Annotated in this window: 20 protein-coding genes and 1 tRNA gene; 10 read left to right on the plus strand and 11 right to left on the minus strand. The window is 68.1% G+C overall.

All coding sequences use genetic code 11. From position 1 onward, the window contains the following. The first annotated feature begins 1 nt into the window (after position 1). Positions 2 to 1,567 carry a serine/threonine-protein kinase gene (locus tag ACQR3U_RS20065; RefSeq protein ID WP_230811253.1) on the plus strand — a complete coding sequence of 522 codons (1,566 nt, stop codon included), beginning with the start codon at positions 2 to 4 and terminating at the stop codon, positions 1,565 to 1,567. Next, complete coding sequence (pknB, locus tag ACQR3U_RS20070) at positions 1,564 to 3,468, plus strand: Stk1 family PASTA domain-containing Ser/Thr kinase (RefSeq protein ID WP_006550941.1); 1,905 nt, start codon at positions 1,564 to 1,566, stop codon at positions 3,466 to 3,468. Before ACQR3U_RS20065 ends, pknB begins: the two co-directional genes overlap by 4 nt. Positions 3,469 to 3,535: 67 nt before the next feature. Here pknB and ACQR3U_RS20075 read toward each other — a convergent pair whose 3' ends face one another. Further along, the gene (locus ACQR3U_RS20075) at positions 3,536 to 4,198 is read right to left on the minus strand and encodes an aminodeoxychorismate/anthranilate synthase component II (RefSeq protein ID WP_230811254.1); all 663 of its coding nucleotides are present in this window, start codon (positions 4,196 to 4,198) and stop codon (positions 3,536 to 3,538) included. 128 nt (positions 4,199 to 4,326) lie between these two features. Next, positions 4,327 to 5,052 carry a DUF881 domain-containing protein gene (locus tag ACQR3U_RS20080; protein WP_024102564.1) on the minus strand — a complete coding sequence of 242 codons (726 nt, stop codon included), beginning with the start codon at positions 5,050 to 5,052 and terminating at the stop codon, positions 4,327 to 4,329. Positions 5,053 to 5,155: 103 nt separating this feature from the next. Between ACQR3U_RS20080 and crgA the strand changes: the two genes are divergently transcribed. Both crgA and ACQR3U_RS20090 read left to right on the plus strand, forming a co-directional pair. Next, on the plus strand, positions 5,156 to 5,419 hold the full coding sequence (crgA, locus tag ACQR3U_RS20085) for a cell division protein CrgA (RefSeq protein WP_006550938.1): 264 nt from the start codon (positions 5,156 to 5,158) through the stop codon (positions 5,417 to 5,419). Between the two features lie 107 nt (positions 5,420 to 5,526). Next, positions 5,527 to 5,985: a PH domain-containing protein gene (locus ACQR3U_RS20090; protein WP_039584447.1), complete on the plus strand. Its 459-nt coding sequence runs from the start codon at positions 5,527 to 5,529 to the stop codon at positions 5,983 to 5,985. Here the strand turns inward: ACQR3U_RS20090 and ACQR3U_RS20095 are convergent. Continuing rightward, complete coding sequence (locus tag ACQR3U_RS20095; RefSeq protein WP_230811255.1) at positions 5,970 to 6,896, minus strand: rhomboid family intramembrane serine protease; 927 nt, start codon at positions 6,894 to 6,896, stop codon at positions 5,970 to 5,972. The genes ACQR3U_RS20090 and ACQR3U_RS20095 overlap by 16 nt on opposite strands. Before the next feature lie 10 nt (positions 6,897 to 6,906). Beyond that, the gene (locus tag ACQR3U_RS20100; protein WP_024102562.1) at positions 6,907 to 7,434 is read right to left on the minus strand and encodes a peptidylprolyl isomerase; all 528 of its coding nucleotides are present in this window, start codon (positions 7,432 to 7,434) and stop codon (positions 6,907 to 6,909) included. 101 nt (positions 7,435 to 7,535) lie between these two features. Here ACQR3U_RS20100 and ACQR3U_RS20105 point away from each other — a divergent pair, with 101 nt between their 5' ends. Continuing rightward, positions 7,536 to 8,000: a hypothetical protein gene (locus ACQR3U_RS20105; protein WP_006550934.1), complete on the plus strand. Its 465-nt coding sequence runs from the start codon at positions 7,536 to 7,538 to the stop codon at positions 7,998 to 8,000. 354 nt (positions 8,001 to 8,354) lie between these two features. Further along, positions 8,355 to 10,310: an acyl-CoA dehydrogenase family protein gene (locus tag ACQR3U_RS20110; protein WP_230811256.1), complete on the plus strand. Its 1,956-nt coding sequence runs from the start codon at positions 8,355 to 8,357 to the stop codon at positions 10,308 to 10,310. Positions 10,311 to 10,383: 73 nt separating this feature from the next. Here the strand turns inward: ACQR3U_RS20110 and ACQR3U_RS20115 are convergent, their stop codons facing one another. Beyond that, positions 10,384 to 11,676, minus strand: a complete 1,293-nt coding sequence (locus tag ACQR3U_RS20115) for a lipase family protein (protein ID WP_033098094.1) — start codon at positions 11,674 to 11,676, stop codon at positions 10,384 to 10,386. A gap of 215 nt (positions 11,677 to 11,891) precedes the next feature. Between ACQR3U_RS20115 and ACQR3U_RS20120 the strand changes: the two genes are divergently transcribed. Continuing rightward, complete coding sequence (locus ACQR3U_RS20120; RefSeq protein WP_006550931.1) at positions 11,892 to 12,998, plus strand: hypothetical protein; 1,107 nt, start codon at positions 11,892 to 11,894, stop codon at positions 12,996 to 12,998. 28 nt (positions 12,999 to 13,026) lie between these two features. Here the strand turns inward: ACQR3U_RS20120 and ACQR3U_RS20125 are convergent, their stop codons facing one another. The 4 genes from ACQR3U_RS20125 to ACQR3U_RS20140 form a co-directional block, all read right to left on the minus strand. Continuing rightward, positions 13,027 to 14,004 (minus strand): R2-like ligand-binding oxidase, encoded by a 978-nt coding sequence (locus ACQR3U_RS20125; protein ID WP_269572365.1) that lies wholly within the window; start codon positions 14,002 to 14,004, stop codon positions 13,027 to 13,029. A 45-nt stretch (positions 14,005 to 14,049) separates the two neighbouring features. After that, complete coding sequence (locus ACQR3U_RS20130; RefSeq protein WP_230811257.1) at positions 14,050 to 15,225, minus strand: Dyp-type peroxidase; 1,176 nt, start codon at positions 15,223 to 15,225, stop codon at positions 14,050 to 14,052. Then, positions 15,218 to 15,724: a copper chaperone PCu(A)C gene (locus ACQR3U_RS20135; RefSeq protein ID WP_024102556.1), complete on the minus strand. Its 507-nt coding sequence runs from the start codon at positions 15,722 to 15,724 to the stop codon at positions 15,218 to 15,220. Before ACQR3U_RS20135 ends, ACQR3U_RS20130 begins: the two co-directional genes overlap by 8 nt. A 77-nt stretch (positions 15,725 to 15,801) precedes the next feature. Continuing rightward, positions 15,802 to 16,035 (minus strand): hypothetical protein, encoded by a 234-nt coding sequence (locus ACQR3U_RS20140; protein WP_230811258.1) that lies wholly within the window; start codon positions 16,033 to 16,035, stop codon positions 15,802 to 15,804. A 156-nt stretch (positions 16,036 to 16,191) separates the two neighbouring features. On the opposite strand from ACQR3U_RS20140, the gene ACQR3U_RS20145 reads away from it, so the two are divergent. From ACQR3U_RS20145 to ACQR3U_RS20155, 3 genes are read left to right on the plus strand one after another with little or no spacing between them, the layout of a single operon-like run. Continuing rightward, entirely contained in the window at positions 16,192 to 17,271 is a 1,080-nt protein-coding gene (locus tag ACQR3U_RS20145; RefSeq protein WP_230811262.1) for an FtsX-like permease family protein, read from the plus strand. Next, positions 17,268 to 17,948 carry an ABC transporter ATP-binding protein gene (locus ACQR3U_RS20150; protein ID WP_006550926.1) on the plus strand — a complete coding sequence of 227 codons (681 nt, stop codon included), beginning with the start codon at positions 17,268 to 17,270 and terminating at the stop codon, positions 17,946 to 17,948. Before ACQR3U_RS20145 ends, ACQR3U_RS20150 begins: the two co-directional genes overlap by 4 nt. 31 nt (positions 17,949 to 17,979) lie before the next feature. Continuing rightward, positions 17,980 to 18,552 (plus strand): TetR/AcrR family transcriptional regulator, encoded by a 573-nt coding sequence (locus ACQR3U_RS20155; RefSeq protein WP_024102552.1) that lies wholly within the window; start codon positions 17,980 to 17,982, stop codon positions 18,550 to 18,552. A 36-nt stretch (positions 18,553 to 18,588) separates the two neighbouring features. Here the strand turns inward: ACQR3U_RS20155 and ACQR3U_RS20160 are convergent, their stop codons facing one another. Then, positions 18,589 to 19,026: a class I SAM-dependent methyltransferase gene (locus ACQR3U_RS20160; RefSeq protein WP_064256040.1), complete on the minus strand. Its 438-nt coding sequence runs from the start codon at positions 19,024 to 19,026 to the stop codon at positions 18,589 to 18,591. A gap of 98 nt (positions 19,027 to 19,124) precedes the next feature. Then, positions 19,125 to 19,204, minus strand: a tRNA-OTHER gene (locus ACQR3U_RS20165). Positions 19,205 to 19,808 lie beyond the last annotated feature (604 nt).

A 19,808-nucleotide genomic window follows, 5' to 3' on the forward strand; every position in this document is an offset into this window, starting at 1 on the left:
CATGGCTCTGAGCAGCGGCGCCATGATCGCCGACCGTTACCGTCTCCAGCGACTCATCGCGACCGGCGGAATGGGTCAGGTGTGGGAAGGACTCGACACCCGCCTCGACCGGCGGGTCGCGGTGAAGGTCCTCAAGGCCGAGTTGTCCGGCGACGAGGACTTCCTCGCCCGGTTCCGTTTCGAGGCCCGCACCACCGCCCAGCTCAACCATCCCGGCATCGCCGGGGTGTTCGACTACGGCGAGACCACCGACGCCGAGGGCCAGTCCATCGCCTATCTCGTGATGGAACTCGTACACGGCGAACCGCTCAACGCCGTCCTGTCGCGGCTCGGACGCCTGTCGCTGCCGCACGCGCTCGACATGCTCGAGCAGACCGGACGCGCCCTGCAGGCGGCCCACAACGCCGGCGTGGTGCACCGCGACGTCAAGCCCGGCAACATCCTCATCACCCCGACGGGCCAGGTGAAGATCACCGACTTCGGTATCGCGAAGGCAGTCGACGCCTCCCCGGTCACCCGCACCGGCATGGTGATGGGCACCGCACAGTACATCGCTCCCGAGCAGGCACTGGGTCAGGAGGCGACGTCCGCGAGCGACGTGTACTCGCTGGCCGTCGTCGGCTACGAGGTGCTGTCGGGACGCCGTCCGTTCCTCGGCGACAGCGTCGTGACCGTCGCGATGAAGCATGTCCAGGAGACCCCGGCGCCGCTGCCGACGGATCTTCCGCCCGAGGTGCGCGAACTCATCGAGATCGCGATGTCGAAGGACCCGGCCTACCGCTATTCGAACGGTGGCGAATTCGCCAACGCCGTCGCTGCGGTGCGGTCCGGACGGCCCGTGCCCCCGCCCGGCAACGTGCCGCCGGTGACCAGCGCCAACCGCGTGCTTCCGCCCGGCGTGCCCGGGACGACGGCCCACACTTCTTCGACCCGTGCCCTGCACCCGACGCAGTACGACCAGACGGCCTATTCGTCGGTTCCCCGCTCGGCTCAGCCGCCGACCGCCGGCCGTCCGCCGGTGGCAGGTCCGCCGACTACGGGAGTGCCCGCCGACGATGACGGACGACGGTCCCCGAGTCGCACAGCGCTGGCCTGGGCCGCAGGTGCGGCAGTGGTGCTCGCCCTCGTGACGCTGGGAATCGTGCTGTTGGGTGGCGACGACGAGGAGACCCCGCGCGCTCCGTCTCCGACGACGCAACTCACCACGACCCGCGCGACCACCACGACGACCCGTCCGCCGCTGACCACCACGACGACGTTCGTGCCGCTGCCGCCGCCCGTCGAGACGGAGACCTTCACGCCTCCTCCGACCACGACGACGACGCAGCCGCCGACGACCACGGTGGAGCCGACGACCGAGCCGACCACGACGCAACCGCCCACCACCACGACCGCCCCGACCACGACGACGACCACCACCACAGCGGAGGACACGGGTGGCGGCGACGGCGGCACGGGCGGCGCGGAGGGTAACGGCGACGACGAGACCGACCCCGAGGCCGCCGGTGGAGGGGACGACAATTCATCCGAAACCAGCAACGGTACGAACAACCAAGGAACGTCATGACCACACCCCGCAAGCTCTCCTCCCGCTACGAGCTGGGTGAGATCCTCGGCTTCGGCGGTATGTCCGAGGTGCACCTCGCGCGGGATCTGCGGCTCGGCCGGGATGTGGCCATCAAGGTGTTGCGCGCCGACCTCGCACGCGACCCCACGTTCTACCTGCGCTTTCGGCGCGAAGCGCAGAATGCCGCTGCGCTGAACCATCCGGCGATCGTCGCCGTCTACGACACCGGTGAGGCCGAGACCGAGGCCGGGCCGCTCCCGTACATCGTCATGGAGTACGTCGAGGGCGACACGCTGCGCGACATCGTGCGCGCCGACGGGCCGATGACCCCCAAGCGGGCGATGGAGATCATCGCCGACGTGTGCGCGGCCCTGGACTTCAGCCACCGCAACATGATCGTGCACCGCGACGTGAAGCCGGCCAACGTCATGATCAACAAGGCCGGCGCGGTGAAGGTCATGGACTTCGGCATCGCCCGGGCCATCTCCGACGCCGCGAGCCCGATGACGCAGACCGCCGCGGTGATCGGCACCGCACAGTACCTCTCCCCGGAGCAGGCGCGCGGTGAACAGGTCGACGCCCGGTCCGACGTGTACTCGGTGGGCTGCGTCCTGTTCGAGATCCTCACCGGCGAGCCCCCCTTCAAAGGCGACTCGCCCGTCGCGGTGGCCTACCAGCACGTGCGGGAGGATCCGCCGCTGCCGTCATCGGTGAATTCGTCGGTGCCGCCCGAGCTCGACTCGGTGATCCTCAAGGCGATGGCGAAGAACCCCGCGAACCGCTACCAGTCGGCTGCGGAGATGCGCAGCGACCTGATCCGCGTGCTGAGCGGGCAGCGTCCGAGTGCGCCGATGGTGATGACCGACGAGGACCGCACGACGCTGATCGACTCCGTCGACAACAACACGGGGCGGCACGGCCGCGTCGCGGCCGCCGGTGCCGCCGGGGCACCCGCCGAGGATTCCGGCGGCGGCTCAGTTCTCAAAAAGGTGCTGCTCGGCATCGCCGCGCTCGCCGTGGTCGGTATCGTCGGCGTCTTCCTGTGGTCGCTCGGACCCGGTTCGACGGCCGCCCAGGTCACGGTGCCCGACGTCCGCAACGTCTCCGCCGAGCTCGCCGAGAGCCAGCTGCAGAACGCCGGCTTCCGGGTCTCGATCCAGCAGAAGAGCGATCCGGTCGTCGCGAACGGCAACGTCATCAACACCCGTCCCGTGCCCGGGAGCCAGGCCGAGGAGGGTTCGACCGTCACCCTCGAGGTCTCGACAGGACCGGAACAGGTGCAGATCCCGCGGCTCGAAGGCATGACGCAGGAACGCGCAGCCCAGGAGCTGTCCGCCGCCGGTCTCCGGCTCGACCCGAACGTCGGACGTGCTCCGTCGAATGCCGACGACGAGGACCTCGTCGTCGACCAGAGCCCCGGTGCGGGAGCCAGCGTCGACCGCGACAGCCCCATCACCATCACTTTGGGATCCGGCCCCGAACTGGTGCGCGTCCCCAACGTCGTGGGCCAGACCGTCGAGGTGGCGAGCGACAACATCGAGGGTGCCGGTTTCGAGGTCGTCGTCGAGAACATCGACTCCAGCGAGACCGAGGGCACCGTCGTGTCGACGAGTCCGGCCGGTGGCGCCTCCACCGAACAGGGGTCGACGGTGACGGTGCGGGTGTCCAACGGCGACCGCATCGAGATGCCCGTCGTCACCAACCGGTCGGTGTCGGATGCACTCGCTGCTCTGCGCGGCGCCGGCTGGACGGGCAACGCCTCTCAGCTCCAGCAGACGCGTGAGGCGACACTCGATGTCGATCTCGTCGGCACCGTGATCACGCAGGCCCAGCCGCCGGGTTCGGAGATCTCGAAAAACCAGCCCCTCACCGTGGGCGTCGGTGTGCTCGGCATCCGCTGAACGAGCTTTCGACGAAAGGCGCCGATCCTCGAAGGACCGGCGCCTTTCTCGTCGGAAATGGGGTGCGTCAGGCGGCTCCGCCGTCGAGCGCGCGTGCCATCTGCGCCTCGAGGCGCGCGACGAGCGTCTCGTCCGGTGCCTCGCCGCAGGCCGCGAGCCAGTTCGCGAGCATGCGGTGACCACCCTGGGTGAGCACCGATTCGGGGTGGAACTGCACACCGTGGATCGGCAGCTCGGCGTGACGCAGGGCCATGACGATGCCGGTCTCCGTGTGGCCGGTGGGCTCGAGTTCGGCGGGCATCGTCTCGGGCAGCACGGTCAGCGAGTGGTAGCGGGTCGCGGTGAACGGATCGGGCAGGCCCGCGAGCACACCGGCACCGTTGTGACGAACCAGGCTGGTCTTGCCGTGCAGCAGCTCGGGGGCGCGATCGACGGTCGCGCCGAACGCGACACCGATGGACTGGTGGCCGAGGCACACACCGAGCAGCGGAGTGCTGCTGTCGGCACATGCCTTGACCAGATCGATGCTCGCCCCGGCGCGTTCGGGTGTGCCCGGCCCTGGGCTGAGGAGGATGCCGTCGTACTCCTTCGCGACCCGCGCGAGAGCACCCGGTGCGGTGAGCCGCTCGTCATCGTTGCGCCACACTTCGGCCGTCGTTCCGAGCTGCCCCAGATACTGGACCAGGTTGAAGACGAAGCTGTCGTAGTTGTCGACGACGAGAATGCGCATGAGACGAGGGTACTCAGTGGCCGGTAGAGGGCGACCCGCCCGGTGGCCGGCAGAGGGCGACCCGCCCGGTGGCCGGCAGAGGGCGACCCGCCCGGTGGCCCGATTCGGACAGTGCTCCCGGGCACCGCTCAGCGCGCGGACGAACTACCGGTGTAGGCGGGGACCGACAGATCCTCCGACGCCTGCTGCGTGTAGCCGAGTTGATAGCGGGCCGCGTACTGCTTGTAGATGCGGATACCGGGCTCGGCGTCGAGCGCGGCCTGCAGCCGTGCCGGGTCGCCGAGCGCGGTGACGACATAGGGCGGTGAGTAGGTGCGTCCGTGCAGCAGCAGCGTGTTGCCGATGCAGCGTGGCGCCGACGTCGCGACGATCCGCTGATCCTGCATGGCCACGGCCTCGGCACCGCCGGCCCACATCGCGTTGAGCACGCTCTGCACGTCCTGCTGGTGCACGACGAGATCGTCGGGTGAGGCACCGGACGGATAGCGCCCGTTGGCGTCGCGGGGTGCGTCGGTGAGAGTGACGGTCACTCCCGGACCGCGGCGGGCCACGAGTCCGGCCGGGTCCTCGATCGCGGACAGGTCGTCGAGCACCGCGGCGACGTCCTCGTCGTTCACCGCGGCACGATCCTGGAGTTCGTCGATGCGGGTAGTGAGATCGTCTCGGGTGGCGGCCAGTTCGTCGGCCTTCTCCTGCGCGGCCCGGACCAGATCGGACAGTCGCGGGGAGTCGCCGGCGCGCAGTTCGTCGCCTTCGGACACTCCGCGGGTGGTACCCACGAGCAGACCGGCCACGAGGCAGACGACGAGGGTCGCGACACCCCACACGGGCGCGCGCAGGCGTCGTTCCGACACGTCGTACCTCCGATCCTGGCCTTACGTTAGCGTGATCTCAACAGGTAGTTGACCGACCACTCCATCCGTGTACGACGGGTGGAGACGTGAGAACGAGGACACCATGCCCAAGTCGAAGGTTCGCAAGAAGGACGTCTCCGCGACCCGGACGGTGAGCCGCACACCGGTGAAGGTCAAGGGCACGCCGTCGAGCACGTTGTACGTGACGGTGATGCTCGCCCTGATGGTCATCGGGTTGCTGTGGCTGATCGTCTACTACCTCGCGGCCGAGCAGATCACGTGGATGAACGATCTCGGTGCCTGGAACTTCCTGATCGGTTTCGGGTTCATGGTGGTCGGTCTGATCATGACGATGAACTGGCGCTGACCTCCACCCCGCTCGGGTTACACCGATGTTATTCATCCCCACCTGGGGATAACACTGTGCACAACCCGGTGAGAGGTCCCCGGGGAACGGATCGGAAGAGGACGCAGATGCCCGACGAGACACCGCTGCGGTGGGCGACGCCGCCCGCCGCGATAGCGGCGTTGTCGGCCGCCGGTATCGCCTTGGCCGTGACCGCCGCGGTTGCGGTTCCCGACGCGGCCGGTCGCGTACTGGTGGGTTTCGCGGCGGTGCTCGTCCTCGTGATGGTCGCGCTCGCGCTGCGGCAGCGTCCGCGTCTCGAAGTGCTCCCTGGAGGAACGGGGATCGCGACGATGCGGTTGACGGGTCGTCGCGAGTTCCCGCGCGCGGCCCTGCACCGCGTGCGGATCGTCGAGTACACGCGCTTCGGGCGGCGCGTGCCGATGCTCGAGATCGACACGATCGACCCCGCGACCGGCACGGAGAACCTGATGATCTTCGGCCGGTGGGATCTGGGCACCGACCCGCGGAAGGTGCACGCCGCGCTGGCGATGCGCGATCTCGCGCCCGATCAGACACCCAGTTGATCGCGTAGCCGCACGACGGCGAGCACGATCGCGACCAGCGTCACCGCGACGACCGCGACCAGCGCGATCCATCCGGTGCGCACGATGCGGTCCCGGTCGGTGCCGGCACCGAGATACTGCGGGGCGTAGAGCAGGGCCGCTGTCGCGGCGGCACCGGCGACGAGACCGCCCAGGTGACCCCACAGGGAGATGCCCGGGACGGTGATGCTGATGATCACGTTGAGGCCGACGATGGTCAGCACGGGTGCCGGGCTGCGACGCAGGCGCAGCAGGATGACGGCCTGCGCGCCGAGCAGACCGAAGACCGCTCCCGACGCTCCGGCGGTGACCGCTCCGGTCTCCATGAACATCACTGCGGCGGACCCGCCGAGGATCGACACGAGGTAGACCGAGACGTACCGGGCGCGTCCGAGCACGAGTTCGGTGTCGCGTCCGATCACCCACAGGGCGAACATGTTGACGGCCAGATGGAGCAGGCCGAAGTGCAGGAATCCGCTGCCGAGGATCCGGATGTACTCGCCGTGCGCGGCGATGATGGGCGGCCACAACGCCCAGTCGAGGAACAGCGCCGAGCCCTGCTCGTTGGTCATCACGCTGCCCGACTGCGCGGCGGTGATGCCGAAGACGAGCACATTCAGCGCGATGAGCACGTACGTCACGATCGGCGAGGGCCGATCGGAACGGACGGGTGCGCCGGCGATGGTGCGGGCCTGCGGTGTCGACCGTTCGGCCGCGGCGACGCAGTCGACGCAGTGCTGACCGACCGAGGCGGGACGCAGGCACTCGGGGCACGCGGGCCGGCCGCATCGGGAGCAGGCGAGAAGGGTCGGGCGGTCGGGATGGCGAACGCACCGCGGCTGGGGTTGCGGGCCACCACCCTCGGCCGCGGAGCCCCAGCCGGGGTTCGTCATGGGAACTCTCTCAGGAGATGGTGATGCTGTTGATCACGACGTCGTCGACCGGGCGATCGGCGCGGTCGGTGGCGGTGGTCGCGATCGCGTCGACGACCTTCTTCGACTCGGCGTCGACGACCTCACCGAAGATGGTGTGGCGACGGTTGAGGTGCGGGGTCGGGCCGACGGTGATGAAGAACTGCGAGCCGTTGGTGCCCGGGCCGGCGTTCGCCATCGCGAGCAGGTAGCCGCGGTCGAACTGCAGCTCGGGGTGGAACTCGTCGGCGAACTGGTAGCCCGGGCCGCCGCGGCCGGTGCCGGTGGGGTCGCCACCCTGGATCATGAAGCCGTCGATGACGCGGTGGAAGACCGCGCCGTCGTAGAACGGACCGCTGGTCTCGCCCTTGGCGTTCTGGGTCTTGTACTCCTTGGTGCCCTGAGCCAGGCCGACGAAGTTCTCGACGGTCTTCGGCGCGTGGTTGCCGAAAAGCGCAATCGCGATGTCGCCGCGGTTCGTGTGGAGCGTGGCCGTTGCTGTCTGATGCGGTGAAGTCACCCCACCATGGTGCCATTGCCCGCTTCCCGGGCAGGACAGGCGGCGCGGGACACGCTCTCCGGTCACGACCACAGGTCCGGGCGGTATGGAAGAGTGGACGCATGAGCAAGCTGATTCATGCCGAGACCGACGACGTGTGGCTTCCGGCATTCGTGCGACGCCACGACGAATCCGGCAATCTCGCGGGTGCTCTCCGCGTGGCCGGCGAGGGCGCGGTAGCTCTCGCGCAGGGCTCGAGCGCGGCCGGACTGTTCGCAGCACGCAAGGGTCTGGACGTCGCGGGCGAACTGCTCTCGGTGGCCCGGCGGGCCGCGGCCGAGCGGTGTGCCGCGAAGTCGTCCTCTCGTCCGGAGCGCACGGGCAGGCGGTTCGGTCTCGTCGTCGCCGGCGCGGTTGCCGTCGTGGCCGCAGGCGGGGTCGTGTTCTACCGGCGACGACGGCCGGATCACCCTCCGATCGCTCCGGAACCGCCGCGCGTGCGGCCGGCGGAGTCCGCGGCGACGACGACCGACGAGGCCGCCTCGACGCCGGTCTCCCCCGAGTCCACCGACACCTCGGAGGCCTGATCGCCGTCCGCGGTGCCGAATTCTCGTTCCGCCGATCGGATCTCGCGGTCGACGATGAGGCACGCCGCGAAGTAGAGCGCGCCGAGGAAAGTGAGCAGGACGGGGACGAAGGCCAGGAATTCCATGGCCACCTCCGTTCCGATCCGCGATGGGGATCGGCGAGTGACGGGCGGGGCACGTCGTCGGTGACTATTCGAGCGTAGGCGCGTCCGGGAGTACCCGCACGTCCCCGACGACTTCCACGGTAGTGATCTAGTTCACATCCGACTGCTTCATGATCGACTCGGCCGAACCTGTGATAAGAGGCACATCCGGGTGCATACTCACCAGTAGGCACGCGACCCGGAGGCAGTCATGGCAGAGAGCGCCGATGCCCGAACCCCACAGGTCACCGAGCGGCAGGCTCGTGAAGTAGCGGAGCAGGCGCGCGAATCCGAGTGGAACAAGCCGTCCTTCGCGAAGGAACTGTTCCTCGGACGGCTCACCCTCGACCTCGTCCACCCCTTCCCGCGACCGACACCCGACGAGGACTCCCGTACCGAGGAGTTCCTCGCACGCCTGCGCGCCGCGTGCAGTTCGATGGACGGCGGCCGCATCGAACGCGACGCGCGGATACCCGACGAATACGTCCGCGAGCTGGCCGAGCTCGGCTGCTTCGGCATGAAGATCCCGCAGGAGTACGGCGGCCTCGGGCTGTCGCAGGTCGCCTACAACCGGGCCCTGACGGTCGTCGCCTGCGTGCATCCCAGCATCGGCGCGCTGCTGTCGGCCCATCAGTCGATCGGTGTGCCGGAACCGCTCGAGCTCGCCGGCACCCCTGAGCAGAAGCAGCGCTTCCTGCCGCGATGCGCGCGCGGCGCCATCTCGGCTTTCCTGCTCACCGAACCCGACGTCGGGTCCGACCCCGCCCGACTCGCGTCCACCGCCATCCCGGTCGAGGGCGGCAGCGCCTACGAACTCGAGGGCGTCAAGCTGTGGACGACCAACGGGGTGGTCGCCGAACTGCTCGTCGTCATGGCCCGCGTACCGAAGAGCGAGGGCCATCGCGGCGGGATCTCCGCCTTCGTCGTGGAAGCGGATTCACCCGGCATCACCGTCGAACGCCGCAACTCCTTCATGGGCCTGCGCGGCATCGAGAACGGCGTGACCCGGCTGCACAAGGTGCGGGTTCCGAAGGAGAACCTCATCGGACGTGAGGGCGATGGGCTGAAGATCGCGTTGACGACGCTCAACGCCGGTCGCCTCGCCATCCCCGCGATGTGCTCGGGTGCCGGCAAGTGGGCGCTGAAGATCGCCCGCGAATGGTCGTCGGAGCGGGTGCAGTGGGGCAAGCCGGTCGGTGAGCACGAGGCCGTCGCCGCGAAGATCTCGTTCATCGCCGCGACCACCTACGCACTCGAGTCCGTCGTCGAACTGTCGGGCCAGATGAACGACGAACAGCGCAACGACATCCGCATCGAGGCGGCACTGGCGAAGTTGTGGGCGAGCGAGATGGGATGCCTCATCGCCGACGAACTCGTGCAGATCCGCGGCGGACGCGGCTACGAGACCGCCGAGTCGCTGGCGGCGCGCGGCGAACGGGCCGTTCCCGCAGAGCAACTCGTCCGCGACCTGCGGATCAACCGCATCTTCGAGGGGTCGAGCGAGATCATGCGTCTCCTCGTCGCCCGCGAGGCGGTCGACGCCCACCTGCGCGCAGCCGGCGAACTCGCCGACCCCGATTCGACGGGCAAGGAGAAGGCGCAGGCCGCGGTACGGGCGAGCGGGTTCTACGCCCGATGGCTCCCGAAACTCGTCACCGGCAAGGGACAGCTACCGCGGACCTACAACGAATTCGGTTTTCTGGCAACACATCTGAGGTACATCGAACGCAGCTCGCGCAAGCTCGCCCGCTCGACCTTCTACGGGATGGCCCGCTGGCAGGCCGGACTCGAGAAGCGGGAGAACTTCCTCGGACGGATCGTCGACATCGGAGCCGAGCTGTTCGCCGCGACCGCCGTGTGCGTGCGCGCAGAACGGCAACGCGTCGACGGGCACCCGGGAGCCGACGCGGCCTTCGAACTGGCCGACGCGTTCTGCAAACAGTCGCGGCTGCGCGTGGAGAAGTTGTTCGACGCCCTGTGGACGAACACCGACGCCGAGGATCGTCGCACCGCGGCCGGCGTTCTCGAGGGCAGATACGAGTGGCTCGAGCGCGGTGTGCTCGATCCGAGCGAGGGCACCGGTCCGTGGATCTCCCGCTGGGAACCGGGCCCGTCGACCGAGACGAACGTCGCGCGCCGGATCATCGACACCCGTCACTCGGTGTAGACCCTGCACACGAATCCGGCCCGCACCCCCGGAAGGGAGTGCGGGCCGGATCGATTGCAGATTCGAAGGAGCGTCAGAAGGCTCCACAGTTCGACGGTGCGGGCTCACCGCGCAGTCGCGCTTCGATGTACGCGACGGAGTCGGGCAGTCCGCCGATCATGGGCACCGCATGGTTGATGATGAAGCCGGGCAGGATCGGCGGCGTCGTGTTGGGCAGGAACTGCACCGTCGCGCCCTGATCGCACCAGTCCAGCGCCAGCTGACGGCCCTGACCGTAGGGGACCGTGTCGTCCTGCGTGCCGTGCTGGAGGAGGACGGGCACGGCGGGCGTGCGGTTGCCGATGCGCTGCTCCGCGAGGATCTTCTGGACCTGGGGCAGGCGGTCGAGCACGACATCGAGGGGCTCACCCGTGCGGGTGTAGTCGCCGGTGCGCTGGAATGCGAAATTCGCCACCGTCTCCGGGACGCACTGGTTCGCCACGGCCGCGAGCATCTTGCGGCCGCGATCACTGATCTCGGCGTCGATCTCGTCGCGGATCTCCGGGTAGGCGTCGGCCAGACCGTTGATCGTGTACCCGATGGCACCGGTGAGCAGCGTGCCGTCGATCTGCTTCAACGTGGCCACGAGGTCGGCGGGCGGAGCACCCACGTAGGCGCCGACGAGGTTCAGTTCGGGGGCGTACTCGGGTGCGAGCTCGGCCGCAGCGCCCGACGCGCCGCCGCCCTGCGAGTAACCGAAGAGGCCGACCGGGCTGTTCTCGGTCACCGACGCGTTCTCGAGCTTCAGCGCCGCGCGCACCGAGTCGAGCACCGCGTGGGCTTCGGCGGCGCGGTTCACGTAGGTGTGGTGCCCCGGCGTACCGAGACCGTCGTAGTCGGTGACGACCACGGCGATGCCGCGCAGCAGCAGCGCGTTGATCGACAGCACCTCGTACTCGGTGAAGAAGTCGAGGGGCGGATTATAGTTGACGAGCGCGCCGAGATTGCGGGACGGCGCGCACTGGTCACCCTGACCGTGGGTACCGACGGCCAGCGCGACGAGCGGCCGGTCGCCGGGACCGTTCCACGGCGTCGACGGCTCGATGTAGGTGCCGCTCACCGCGTTGGGTGCGCCCTTGGCGTCGTTGCTGCGGTACAGCAGCTTGGTGCCCTGACCCGGGAAGATGCCGTCGGCGACCGGTGCGCGCAATGCCAGATCGGACGGCGCCGTGCGCAGGACGTCGCCGGGAGCACCCGTCGGCAGTGGGTCGGGCGGGAGATAGAAGTCCGTCTCGGCTCCCGCTGTCGCCGCGGTTCCGAGAATTCCGCCAGCAAGGACGGTCGTCGTCACCGCCGCGGCCATCCACTTGCGAGCGCGCCCCACCATGTTGTTCCTCCACCTGGATCCACCGGAACCGTGTGTCCCTCGTCACGGCGGTACGGACTGTAACACGCACCTACCCGCAAGTAGGGTCGGCACTTTCCGGCCTGTCTGCCACAATCGTTCTTCGCGCCCGAAGCGGTGCATTTGTCCGGCGCACCCGGAGCGAGTCGGGTCCTCGGCAGCACGACGGGCGGACAGCCTCTCGAGGAAGGGAAGACATGGCGATCGGTGTCGGCCTCCGGATCGGGCGAGTCGTGTCCACGGCGGTCATCGCATCCAACGAACCCGGCACTCCCGACCCTGTCGTCCTCGCCCGCGACTCCGTCCTGCACGTCGACCACGACGGCAACACGTCGCTCGGCAGCGTGGCGCACGGGGACGAAGCACGCACGATCGCGGGCTTCCTCACGCGGGTCGGCGACGCCTCGGGCATCACCGCGAGCGACGGTCGCATGTACCGCGCCGAGGACGCGATGGCCACCGCCATCCACTGCCTGTTGCGGGAGTGCCACCCGTTGCCGACCTTCGGCGGCATGGACCGGGACAGCGACCCCGGCTACGCCGCCACCTACCCGTCGCACTGGGATCCGGACACCATCGCGACCTTGCGTGCCGCCCTGGACTACGCGAATCTGCGGCACGTGGATCTCGTGTCCGACGCGCAGGCGGCCGCCGCCTGGTACGCCTCCGAGATCTCCGAGACCCCTGGCCAACTCGTGGGGGTCTTCCATCTCGACGACGGCGGCTCGACCGTCACCCTCGTACGCTCGGGCGTGCCCGCCGGCAAGGCCTACCGCACGCCCGCCCAGGGCGCACCGTCCCCGGCGGCCCAACTCGCCACGGCCCTCGGATCGTTCGGCTGGATACCGGACAATCTCGAGGCCGTCGTCGTCATGGGCGACGGTCTCGTCGCACGAGATCGCACCCACATCCAGGAGATCGCGAACAGCCTCGCCACGAAGCTCACGGTGCGCAGCCTCGTCGGGCCGGGCCCGGAACAGACGGCGGCGCTCGGCGCCGCGATCCTCGCGGCCGGATTCACGCCGGCACGCGAGACCAACAAGACCCGGATCGGACTTCCACCTTCCTACGACGAAACCGACGTACTCACCGGCGGTTTCGCTCGGCTGCGCGAACTCGAGGAGAGACGTCTCGGGGCCGAGAGCACCGCCGAGAACCGCGGAGCCGCGAGGAAGGAGGCCACACCCGTTCCGGTGCTCACCACGGGCACCGCAGACGAGAACACCGGCAACACGAGAACGGTCGTCATCGGGGTGGTCGCCGTTCTCGTGCTGATCGCGATCCTCGCCGGCATGCTGCTCTGATCGATCTCCTGTCTCCGATCGACCCTGCTCAGTCCGCCGGGGTGCGGTCGGGAGCCGGAACCGCAGCGAGCGCGGCGGCGTCCTCGTCCCCGAAACGGTCCTCGAGCACGGCGGGAGCGAAATCGAGATCGATCTCCTCCAGCGGGCGTCCGCGCGCGGATTCTATTGCGCCGAGCCGTCTCTGTGCCCGGTCGGCCGCATAGGAGATGAACTCGTCGTTGTCGAGACCGTAGGGCTGTTCGTCGAACTGCTCGTTCTGCCACTGGATCATTCCGGTCGCGAGGGGAAGCAACTCCTCCATCCGCTGCAACACGACGTTCCAGTTCGAGTCGTCCGCTGCCACATGCCGTCGGCAGGTGAACGTGCCCCAGGCCATGTGCCGGCGCTCGTCGGAGCCGATCCGCCGGATGATCTCCTGCATGCCCGGCAGGATCCCGTACTTGGTGCACACCATCTGCCACGCGTAGTAGCCCGTCAGCGCGAGACTGCCCTCGATGACGTGGTTGTAGGTGACACTCGCGCGGACCTGATTGGCCGGGGACGGATCTCGATCGAGCACGCGCAGACTGTGCGGCAGTTCCTCGTAGAACAGCCGCCGGTAGTAGGGATTCTCGGCAACGAACGGGTGCAGGTCGGATGTCAGTCCCACGGTGTCCATCCAGCGACGGAACACCTGCACGTGCTTGGCCTCCTCGTAGCAGAACTGGGTCAGGTACATCTCGTCACCCAACCGGCCCTCCGCTTCCATGGCGCGGAGGAACGGAAGGATGTCCTGCGTGACGGCCTCCTCGCCGGCGACGAACAACGCGACCAGATAGGTCGAACTGCGGCGTTGTTCCGAGTTGAGCGACGCCCAGTCCTCGGCGTCGTGGGAGAAGTCGATGTCCATCGGATCCCAGTGCGCTGCGTTGCCCTTCGCGAAGAGCCGGAGCGGGAAGGCGTCCCAGTTCAGGCCGCCTTCCCGCAGCGACGCGAAACCCTGACGCATCTGTGTAATCTCGGTCACACCCTCGAGGCTAGACCTCGATTCCACATACGTCGCGGTCTTGTCTCAGTCACCCAGCAAGGTGTCGCCGGGATACCCCTTCGGACCGAATCCCGGAGGGACGAGAAAGACCGCCGACCCGATCGGCGTGATCCACGGATTCAGCGCGTCGTGCTCGGCGAGGCGCTGCTGCACCGGGACGAACTGACGGTCCACGTCCACCTGGTAGGTGGCGAACAGCAATCCGGCGCCGTCCTGGTCGTCGTAGTTGTAACCCCGTCGCAGGAACTTCTCGTCGCCGGTGCGGGGACGTGCCCGCGCGACGTGCGATTCCGGCGGGATCACCGGGATACCGAACCGGTCGGTGGCCTCGAAGTCGGCGTCGTCGTCTTCCTCCGAACCCGTCAGCGGAGCACCGTTCGACAGTCGCCGGCCGACGGCGAGTTCCCGAGCGGGACGGTCCAGCTCGTCCCAGGTGTCGAGTTCCATGCGGATCCGGCGTAACACGAGCGAGGTGCCACCGGCCATCCACGGCGGGTCACCCGGATTCCACACCTGCCGGTCGAAGTCCGGGCTGCGCGGCGCGGGATTGACGGTGCCGTCTACCTGCCCCATGAGGTTGCGCATGGTCGTCCCGTCGGGTCGCGTGCCGGCCGCACGCCGGAACCCTCGCTGGATCCAGCGGACCGTCGCCACCGATCGCACACTCCTGGTGAGTGTGCGGACCGCGTGCGAGACGGTCACCGGGTCGTCGGCGCAGACCTGCAACAGCAGGTCGCCGCCGGACCATCGTTCCTCGAGCCGGTCGATCGGGAAGGCCGGCAGCGGCTTCAGCCACGCGGGTCGTCGGTCGGTCAGGCCCGCGGCGTCGAAGACCGCGGGACCGTAGCCGACCGTGACCGTCAGCCGGGCCGGGTCGACGGCGAGTTCGGGTTCGGTGTCGCCCAGCGCCGGCGTCCCGGTGGTGAGTCGCCGCGAATCCTCGGCCCACACCCGCATGATCCCGACGAGCCCGTCACGATCGACACCCTCGGCGAGGTCCAGTGCCACGAACGACGCGAAGGACTGCGCGGGGGTGTCGATACCGGCCTGATGGGTGCCGTGGATCTCCACGGTCCGCGCGCCGATCGGTTCGGAGATGCGGGACGCGACCGCCGTCCCACCTCCGACCGCGCCGAGTCCTGCTGCACCCAGCGCGGCGACACCGCCCCCGAGCAGGGTGCGTCGAGTGAACCTAGCCATCGTGGGCTGCCCCGTCGTGGGACGGCACGTACTCCTCCTGTGCCCCGGCGAAGTCGCGGACCTGGGCCGTGAACTCCTCGGTCGATCCGTCCGCGAACTCGAGTGTGAAGGTCACCGTGCTCCCGGGTCGCAGAGGCTCCACGAGGTCCATGAGCATGAGGTGGTCGCCGCCGGGCGCGAGGCTGTGCACGGTGTCCGCGGGGATGACGAGCCCGTCCCCCATCTCCTGCATCACCATCGAGGCGCCGCCGGACGACACCATCTCGTGCAGTTCCGTGGTGGCGGATGCAGGACTGGACGCGCCGACGATGTGCACGTCACTGCTGCCGGTGTTCTCGATCTCGGCGAAGGCACCGGTCATCCCGGTGTCGGATGCCTTGACCCAGGCTTCGGACACGACGACGGCCTCGGCCGAGTCGGTGGTGCCGGTGTCGGAACCGCAGGCGGCGGCGAGGAGGGCCGTTGCGGCGATCGCAGTGCCGAACATGGTCTTCTTCATGATTCTCCGTAAGTGTCGGTGCCTCTGCGGGCACACGGAACGAGCGGTCGCCGGCGGCGGCGACCGAGAAGGTTGACCTAGCGGAGAACAACGGGAGGTGCGCGGCTGCCGGTTCCGCCGACGAGTAGTACGCCGGGACCGATATCGGGGCGGTGGATCGTCGGGACAGGTTCGGCGACGGCCACGGGCAGCGTGCGGTACGTCTCGGGAACGATCCGGCGCAGCGCTGCGAGTGCTGCTTCGCAGCCCTTCTCGGCACCCCGTACCAATACTGCGGCGAGGAGGACGGCAACCGCGTGGGCGGACATCATTCCGGATCCCGGTGTGTGCAGGTGACCGTCGTGGAGTCCCAGCACGAGGTGGCCGGCGACCTGCCCGAGGACGAGGACGAGCGGCACCGGAAGCCTGGTTTTGCCGGTGAGGACTCCGACAGCGAACTATGGTTCGCGCGCACCCGCTTCCTGTTGATGGGCGCCGTCGTCGCGCTCATCTCGATCCTCATGGTGATCCTGTCCGGCCTGTCGTCCGGTCTCGTCGTCGACGGCGTCTCCGCACTGCAGCGCACACCGGTGCAGGCATTCGCCTTCGCCGAAGGAACCAAGGCCGACTCCGCATTCTCCCGATCCGTGGTCACGGAAGACCAGGCCGACACCTGGCGTGCCCGCCCGGACGTCGCTCGCGCCGAACTGTTCGGCAACACCATCGTCAACGCGAAAACCGAGAGCGGGGTCCCCGTGGACCTCACACTCTTCGGCATCCGGCCGGGCTCGTTCCTCGAACCCTCGGTCTCCGAGGGAGCACCGCTCGGTGGTGACACCGATGTCGTCCTCAGCGACAGCGCCCGCGCCACCGGCGTCGAACTCGGCGACACGATCGTCGTCGATCGTCTCGGTACCCGGTTGGACGTCGTCGGGTTCACCTCCGACAAGCGCACCTTCGGTCACGTCGACGTCGCCTACCTTCCACTGAGCACCTGGCAGGAGATCCACGCCGGTGTCCGGCTCGGTGAGCAGGTCCCTCCGAGCGCGTACACCGAAGCCAGTGTGGTCGCGATCGAGGGTGTGGACGGAGCACTGCCCGATCTCACCGCGGGTGATGCAGCAGCCGGTACGACAGCGAAGACCCTGGAGGAATCGTTCGATTCCTCCCCCGGCTACAGCGCCGAGATGATGACGATGTCGATGATCACCGCCTTCCTCTACGCGATCTCAGCCCTCGTCGTAGGAGCGTTCTTCACGATCTGGACCGTGCAGCGCAGCCGTGAGATCGCCGTCCTCCGCGCCATGGGCGCCTCCACCGGATTCCTCCTGCGCGACGCCCTCCTGCAGGCCGTGATCGTGCTCGTCGGCTCGGTCGCCTTCGGTGTGCTCGTCGGTCTCGGACTCGGGTCGGGCCTCGAGGGCAGCGGCATGCCTTTCGTCCTCGAATCCGGCCCCGTCGCTCGAGGTGCCGTTCTGCTCGTCGTCCTCGGCCTGCTCGGCGCCGCCCTCGCCGTGGTCCGCATCGTCCGTGTCGATCCGCTCGCTGCCCTGGGAGAGAACAGATGACCGTCACCACCTCCACCGGCCTCGCACTGTCCGACGTCTGCCTGTCCTTCGGCGACGGCGACAGCACGGTCCACGCCCTCGATCACGTCGACCTCGGCGTCGAGCCGGGTGAACTGGTCGCCGTCGTCGGGCCGTCCGGTGCCGGCAAATCGAGTCTGCTGGCGGTCGCCGGTGGCCTCGGCCGACCCACTTCCGGCACCGTGAGTGTCGACGGTATCGAGGTGACCGCACTCGACCCGCGGGCGACCGCGAAGCTGCGCCGAGAGCGGGTCGGGTTCGTATTCCAGTCCGGCAATCTCCTCCCCGCCCTGACCGCACGCGATCAACTGCTCCTCGTCGAGAAGATCGCCGGACGCCCCGGACGGAACCCTGACGAGCTGCTCGCCTCGGTAGGTATGGAGCACCGCGCCCAGCGGCGACCCGGGCAGCTCTCGGGCGGTGAGCGTCAACGTGTCGGCATCGCGCGGGCCCTGATGGCCGAACCGTCGTTGTTGCTCGTCGACGAACCCACCGCCGCCCTCGATCGGAAACGCAGCCACGAGGTCGTCGAACTGCTGGCACGGGAAACCCACACCAGTGGAGTGGCTACGATCATGGTCACCCACGACCACGAAATCCTGCGGCACTGCGACCGCGTGCTCGAAATGGTCGACGGAAGACTTCGACCACACGACTGAACGGTCGACAGCCGAACGAGGAGGGCCGGCGGTGCCGAAAATTTCCGCAGCGACGGTCGCGGAGCACCGCGCAGCGCAGCGCCGTGCCCTCCTCGACGCGGCGCTCGAACTCCTCGCCGAGAAACCGGAACAGGCACCCTCGCTCGGCGACGTGGCGCGTCGTGCGGGTCTGGCCCGGTCGAGCGTCTACAACTACTTCGATTCGCGCGACGACCTGCTGCACGCGGTCGTCGTCGACATGTTCCCGCGCTGGAACACGCGCGTGATCGAGGCGATGGAGAAGGTGTCCGATCCGACGGAGCGGGTGCTGACGTACATCGACGTCAATCTGCAGCTGGTCGCCGAGGGAGAGCACGCGATCGTCGGTGCTCTCGCCGCTTTCACCCCTCAGGCGTTCAGTGACGAGAGCATGCACGCCATGCATCAGGACCTCGTCCTCCCCCTCGTCGAGTCGCTGCGGGTCCTCGGAGTCGCGGATCCCGAACTCGATGCCGAGCTCGTCACCGCGCTCGTGCACAAGGGAACGGAATTGATCGAATCCGGCCGCAAGCTCGACGAGGTGCGCTCCTCGATCCGCAGGGTTCTCACCACCGCGCTCTCCTGATGTTTCACGTGAAACGGTGCACCGATTAGGGACTCTTCACGATCCTCTCGGGATCGGAAGTTCCCTCAACGGCTCACCACCGTCGATGAACAGTCGCGCATCCGGGCGCGTCGCCGCCGCGATGCGTGCCAGAGCTGCCCTACCGGCTTCGGGGTGCCGTCCGTCGAGGGCGCCGACCCTGATTGCGAAGACTAGGTCGAACGGCTCCTCGTCCACGCCCGGGACGAAGTCCTCGACGGCGACACAGCGCGCCCTCAACCGGCCCGCAGCGATCAGATCTCCAGACGACGAGGTCAGCCGGTCGATCGCCACCGGGGACCGGTCGAGAGCGAGAATGTGTCCGGTGGTCAACCGTTCGGCGACCGCACGCGCTGCGGCCCCGGGCCCACAGCCGATCTCCAGCACCCTCAGGTGCGGCTCCAGAGGCAGGGCCGCGACGATCTCGGCGAGTCGCGGAGAGAGGCGAGGCGTCACCCTTCGAGTGTGGGATGTAGGCGCACCATCGGGGGCAGCAACAGAGAAAGGGCGTTTCCGGAATCCCGGAAAACGCCCTCTACCTCGATATTTTCTTGTGGAGCCTAGGAGATTCGAACTCCTGACATCTGCCTTCCAAAGGCAGTAAAGAACGACCAGTCAACGACGAAACGACTCCCTACCTGCTTAAAGTGGTCAATTTATATCAGCCGCCGACAGCCTCCATCCCGCCTGGTTGTGGGCGATATGTGGGTGGACGACAAGCTGGCCGAACCCAAGTTCAAGCTGCGTATGCGGTGCTGCCCTGCAATCTGGTGGTGCTATGCACTGCCGATGCCGCGCCTCCGTTACACGAGCTAGTGATCTATCTATGCATACCGACTCCGCACTGGCCCCTCCCCGGCAGGCGAACCGGGATCTCAGTAGTGACCCACCTATCGAAGGTACCGAGCGCACCTTCAGTGTCTGAGCCCCCTAGTACCGTCCCGCTCATACGGATCCATCAACACCCAGAGATACATCCTCGAAGTTTTACGACCGCGATACCTGACCACAGCCTCACATGTCCTTTTTGTCGGATCTGGCAACAGATCCTGTGCCTGACCTGCCGACTCCATGAGGGGACTTCGAGTTCAGATGGATACTTGCCCCTTGACGACCCGACCTACGCTGACCGCCCTAGGTGTAGTTCCCAGGCAGGTTGTGAACGGCGTGCCGCCACGAGATAGGTGAGGACCTCCGGTATCGGTGTGGTTACCACACACACCCCGACTACCGGAGGG

Origin of the sequence: Rhodococcus sp. IEGM1339 (assembly GCF_050321925.1) — a bacterium.
GTDB classification, from domain to species: Bacteria; Actinomycetota; Actinomycetes; order Mycobacteriales; family Mycobacteriaceae; genus Rhodococcus; species Rhodococcus pyridinivorans.

Bases quoted from the DNA above. Each gene is read 5' to 3' on its own strand.
- ACQR3U_RS20090 (WP_039584447.1), top strand. From the start codon at position 5,527: ATGCCCGACGAGACACCGCTGCGGTGGGCGACGCCGCCCGCCGCGATA.
- ACQR3U_RS20075 (WP_230811254.1), bottom strand. From the start codon at position 4,198: ATGCGCATTCTCGTCGTCGACAACTACGACAGCTTCGTCTTCAACCTG.
- ACQR3U_RS20135 (WP_024102556.1), bottom strand. From the start codon at position 15,724: ATGAAGAAGACCATGTTCGGCACTGCGATCGCCGCAACGGCCCTCCTC.
- ACQR3U_RS20115 (WP_033098094.1), bottom strand. From the start codon at position 11,676: ATGGTGGGGCGCGCTCGCAAGTGGATGGCCGCGGCGGTGACGACGACC.
- ACQR3U_RS20140 (WP_230811258.1), bottom strand. From the start codon at position 16,035: ATGATGTCCGCCCACGCGGTTGCCGTCCTCCTCGCCGCAGTATTGGTA.
- pknB (WP_006550941.1), top strand. From the start codon at position 1,564: ATGACCACACCCCGCAAGCTCTCCTCCCGCTACGAGCTGGGTGAGATC.
- ACQR3U_RS20145 (WP_230811262.1), top strand. From the start codon at position 16,192: ATGGGCGCCGTCGTCGCGCTCATCTCGATCCTCATGGTGATCCTGTCC.
- ACQR3U_RS20095 (WP_230811255.1), bottom strand. From the start codon at position 6,896: ATGACGAACCCCGGCTGGGGCTCCGCGGCCGAGGGTGGTGGCCCGCAA.
- crgA (WP_006550938.1), top strand. From the start codon at position 5,156: ATGCCCAAGTCGAAGGTTCGCAAGAAGGACGTCTCCGCGACCCGGACG.
- ACQR3U_RS20120 (WP_006550931.1), top strand. From the start codon at position 11,892: ATGGCGATCGGTGTCGGCCTCCGGATCGGGCGAGTCGTGTCCACGGCG.
- ACQR3U_RS20065 (WP_230811253.1), top strand. From the start codon at position 2: ATGGCTCTGAGCAGCGGCGCCATGATCGCCGACCGTTACCGTCTCCAG.
- ACQR3U_RS20110 (WP_230811256.1), top strand. From the start codon at position 8,355: ATGGCAGAGAGCGCCGATGCCCGAACCCCACAGGTCACCGAGCGGCAG.
- ACQR3U_RS20105 (WP_006550934.1), top strand. From the start codon at position 7,536: ATGAGCAAGCTGATTCATGCCGAGACCGACGACGTGTGGCTTCCGGCA.
- ACQR3U_RS20150 (WP_006550926.1), top strand. From the start codon at position 17,268: ATGACCGTCACCACCTCCACCGGCCTCGCACTGTCCGACGTCTGCCTG.
- ACQR3U_RS20130 (WP_230811257.1), bottom strand. From the start codon at position 15,225: ATGGCTAGGTTCACTCGACGCACCCTGCTCGGGGGCGGTGTCGCCGCG.